The 4,083-nt window shown below is 69.2% G+C and carries 5 protein-coding genes; 3 read left to right on the top strand and 2 right to left on the bottom strand.

What is annotated here, in order from left to right; translation table 11 throughout:
- The first annotated feature begins 245 nt into the window (after positions 1–245).
- The 3 genes from VGB60_RS09220 (at position 246) to VGB60_RS09210 (ending at position 2,217) form a co-directional block, all read left to right on the top strand.
- Positions 246–401 (top strand): hypothetical protein, encoded by a 156-nt coding sequence (locus VGB60_RS09220; protein ID WP_331037973.1) that lies wholly within the window; start codon positions 246–248, stop codon positions 399–401.
- A gap of 267 nt (positions 402–668) precedes the next feature.
- Positions 669–1,466, top strand: a complete 798-nt coding sequence (locus VGB60_RS09215; RefSeq protein ID WP_331037972.1) for a crotonase/enoyl-CoA hydratase family protein — start codon at positions 669–671, stop codon at positions 1,464–1,466.
- 88 nt (positions 1,467–1,554) lie between these two features.
- Positions 1,555–2,217, top strand: a complete 663-nt coding sequence (locus tag VGB60_RS09210; RefSeq protein ID WP_331037971.1) for a hypothetical protein — start codon at positions 1,555–1,557, stop codon at positions 2,215–2,217.
- 14 nt (positions 2,218–2,231) lie between these two features.
- Here VGB60_RS09210 and VGB60_RS09205 read toward each other — a convergent pair whose 3' ends face one another.
- Together VGB60_RS09205 and VGB60_RS09200 are read right to left on the bottom strand one after the other, a co-directional pair.
- A complete protein-coding gene (locus VGB60_RS09205) occupies positions 2,232–3,248 on the bottom strand; it encodes an efflux RND transporter periplasmic adaptor subunit (RefSeq protein WP_331037970.1) in 1,017 nt (338 codons plus the stop codon).
- A 23-nt stretch (positions 3,249–3,271) separates the two neighbouring features.
- On the bottom strand, positions 3,272–4,027 hold the full coding sequence (locus VGB60_RS09200; protein WP_331037969.1) for an ABC transporter ATP-binding protein: 756 nt from the start codon (positions 4,025–4,027) through the stop codon (positions 3,272–3,274).
- Between the last annotated feature and the right edge of the window lie 56 nt (positions 4,028–4,083).

Raw genomic sequence — 4,083 nt, 5'->3', positions numbered from 1 at the left:
AGGCCGGAGGCGCCGTCGACGACGCAGACCTTGACGCACGGGGTGGCGACGGCGCGGGGCGGCTGTGTGGTCTGGGCGACGTTGGATGACATCTGTGCGAAACATGGTCCGGCGACGGAGCGAAAATCTTGCAATTCCAGGCGCTCCAGGCTAGATGGAGGCTGACGCGAAACGACTATGACGGTGAGATTCCCGAAAAGCACGACGCGTCTCTTTTCATCGTTCACGCGAAAGGAGACGCCAGGATGAAAGACAGAGACAGAAACCTGCAGCACGCCATGATGTCCTTCGCCCTCTGGGGCGGGATGCTGGTGAATACGAAGAACGGCTACGGCGCCGGCGACCGCGTGGTCAGCCACCCGTCCAACTTCGTGCCCATCAAGATCGAGAAGCGCGGCTAGCGCCAGGCTCGATCTCCGCAAAAAGCCCCGGTCCGAAAGGCCGGGGTTTTTTCGTTGGGGACAGGCTGGGTGATTGGTGGCTGGTGGCTGGTGGCTCGGTGGCTGGTGGTCAGTGGTTAGTGGTTAGTGGCCTTTGGGCGAACGCCGGTGGATGAGGTGCAGCCGCCGGCGCCGGTCCAGCAACCACTAATCACCAGTCACTATCCACTCTTCACCAGCCACCAGTCACCATTTGTCTCCCGCTCCAAAACCCGGCACTCCTGCCCCATGACCCTGATCCGCAGAGAGCGCCGCGCGCACGTCGAAATCTGGACGCTGGACCGGGCCGACCGGCTGAACGCCCTGCCCGATCTGGAGGACGGCGAGGCGTTCGCGGCGGCCTGCGAGGCGGTCAACGCCGACCGCGAGGTGCGCTGCGTGGTGCTGACCGGGGCGGGGCGCGCCTTTTCGGCCGGCGGCGACCTGAAGGCGATGCAGCAGCGGCGCGACCTGTTCGCCGGCTCGGGGGCCGAGATCCGCGAGCGCTATCGCCGCGTGGTGCACCGCATCGTGCGCTCGCTGTACGGGCTGGAGGTGCCGCTGGTGGCGGCGGTCAACGGGCCGGCCATGGGGCTGGGGTGCGACATCGCCGGGCTGGCGGACATCCGCATCGCCTCGGAGACGGCCAGCTTCGGCGTGCCGTTCCTGAAGCTGGGCATATTGCCGGGCGACGGCGGGGCCTGGCTGATGCCGCGCAACGTCGGCTACGCCCGCGCCGCCGAACTGCTGTTCACCGCCCGCACGCTGGACGCGCGCACGGCGATGGAGTGGGGCCTGATCAGCCGGGTGGTCGCGCCCGAGCGGCTGATGGACGAGGCGCTGGAGATCGCCAACGAGGTCGCCGCCCGCGCCCCCGAGGCCCTGCGGATGACCAAGGCCCTGCTGCGCCAGGGCCGCGACGCCACCTTCGACCAGATCCTGGAGATGACCGCCGCCATGCAGGCGCTGGCGCATCTGACCGAGGATCACGCGGAGGGCGTGGCTGCGGCGCTGGAGAAGCGGGCGGCGTCATTCAGCGGCGACTGAGAGGGCGCGTCGACGGGCGACGGCGCCGTCTCTGGCCATAAGCTTCACCATAACCTAGAGTGGGCCCTCATCCTCGGCGGAGGCGGCCATGTTCATCGCTGGATTGAGTCGCCGCACCCTTGTCGCGGCCTCGGGAGCGGCGCTTCTGTCAGGCCCGGCGAGAGGCGCCCAGACCGGCCGTCGGATCGCGACGCCGGCCCAGGACGAAGGCCCCTTCTACCCCACCGCCTACCCCAGCTCGACCGACAACGACCTGGTTCGGCTGACCGGAAGCGACGTCCCGGCCCTGGGCACCGTCGCCCACCTCCATGGCGCGGTCACGACCCTCGACGGCACGCCCGTCGCGGGCGCCCGGGTCGAGATCTGGCAGTCCGACGCGACCGGCAAATACAACCATCCGGCCCAGGAGTTCGTCGGCCACCGGGACCTGCGGTTCCAAGGTTTCGGCGTCACCACGACCGACGCGCGCGGGGGCTACGCCTTCCGCGCCCTTCGTCCCGTGATCTACGAAGTGGCGCTGGGGTCGCGGCGGTTCATGCGCGCCGCCCACATCCATGTCGCGGTCTACACCGACGGCGTGCGCCGCCTCACCACACAGGTCTACCGCCGCGGCGACCCGTATCTGCAGCACGACTTCATCTTCACCCGCCTGTCCGACCCGCAGAAGCGGCTGGTGGTGGCGGATTTCGTCGACGGCTCCGACATGGAGACGGACGCGCTGAAGGCCCGCTTCGACATCATCCTGGCCTGAGCCGTCGCTCGCCCCTAGCCGGCCTTCGCCGGCGCCTGCATGGCGCGGCCGGCCGGCACGCCGGTCGTCACCGCGCGCGGGGCGCCGGCGGTCTGGCCGGGCTTCATGAACTTCACCAGCACGCGCTGGCCGATCAGAAGGGGGGCGTCGCCGGCGGTGACGACGACCTCGACCACCCGTTCGTCGGACCGTTGGGAGGGATCGTCCGAGGCCAGCTTGCGGGCGCCGAAGACGGCGGCGCGGCGCAGGACGGCGCCGACGTAGACCTTGGAGGGATCCCCCTCGGGGGTGATCTCAACGGCTTGCCCCGGCGTGATGTTGGGGATGTCGCTCTCGACAATCTCGGCGCGGGCGATGCGCGGGGCGTCGGGCTCAAGGTCGAACATGTTCGAGACGTTCAGGGTCGAGGCGCCGGCGCCCGGGTTGGCGTAGCGGCGCACGATCCGGCCCGACTGGGGGGCCCGGATGACCGTCAGCTCGACGTTGTAGGCGGACTGGTTGCGGCGGGCGCGGGCGGTGTCGACGGCGGCCTGGGCCGAACCGAGCCGGGCCTGCGCCTGGGCGATGGAGTCGCGGGCCTGGTCGAGGCGCTGGGCGGCGACGAAGTTGGTGGCGACCAGCTGCTCCAGACGCTCGTACTCGCGCTGGGCGGTGCGGATGTCGACCTGGATCAGACGCAGCTGGCTCTCGGCCTGGGCGACGTCGGCGTTGGCGCTCTGCAGGGCCAGGCGGGGCTCGTCGTCTTCCTGACGCGCGAGGATCTGGCCGGCGACGACCCGGTCGCCTTCCTGCACCAACACCTGACGGACGACGCCGCCGCGGCGGGCGGCGATCTGAATGATGCCGCCCTCGACGTCGACCTTGCCGTTGGCGATGGCGGCGTAGGGGCTTTCGACCTTCTGGGCGGCGGCCTTCTCGTCCTCGGCCTTCTTCGCCTTGGCCCCGTTCTGCATGAACATGAAGACGACGGCGATGACAACGATCAGCGCGACGCCGATCCAGGTCCACTTGTTCTTCAGAAAGCCGGGCATGGTCAGGGGTCCTCGAGAGGCGGTCAGTGCGACGCCAGCGTGGCGTCAGGATTGGGGATGCGGCGTTCGTCGCTGATGATGACGCCGTCTTCGATCTTGATCACGCGGTCGGCCCACTCTTCCAGACGCGGATCGTGGGTCACGCAGATGACGGCCGCGCCGTGCTCGGTCGCCGCGCGCCGCAGCAGCCGGATGACGATCTGGCCGTTCTCGCCGTCCAAGGCGGAGGTCGGCTCGTCGGCGAACAGGATCTTTGGGTCTTTGGCCAGGGCGCGGGCGATGGCCACGCGCTGCTTCTCGCCGCCCGACAGGGCCGAGGGCCGCTGGTGCAGGCGCGGGCCCAGGCCGACTTCCTGCAGGGCCTCGGTGGCGCGTTTGGTCGCCGCCGCCTTGGACAGGCCCTGGAACTTTAGCACCACCTCGACCTGCTGCAGCGCCGACAGCGCCGGGAACAGGTTGAAGCCCTGGAAGATGAAGCCGCAGTGCGCCAGGCGGAACTTGTCGATCTTGCCGGAAGGCAGCTTCCACAGGTCATCGACGTCGAGCGTGTCCACACGCCCGCCTTCGGGCTTCAGCAGGCCGCTGAGCGCCGCGATCAGGGTCGACTTGCCCGAGCCCGACGGGCCCATGACCATGGTCAGGTCGCCGTGGCGCGCGTCGAAATCGACGCCCTTCAGCACCTCGACGAACGACTTCCCGGACTTGAAGCGCTTCACCAGCCCCTTCGCCTCGATGGCGAAGTCGCCGTGCTTGCCGTGAACCTTGGTGTGTTTGGTCATCGCAGCAGGTCCGCCGGCTGGCTGTTCTTCAGCACGCCCATGGACAGCAGGCCCGA

It is taken from the genome of Brevundimonas sp. (genome assembly GCF_036399195.1).
Taxonomy (GTDB): domain Bacteria; phylum Pseudomonadota; class Alphaproteobacteria; order Caulobacterales; family Caulobacteraceae; genus Brevundimonas.
Note: the sequence above shows the minus strand (reverse complement) of the source record. Positions and strands in the feature narration are given on the sequence as shown.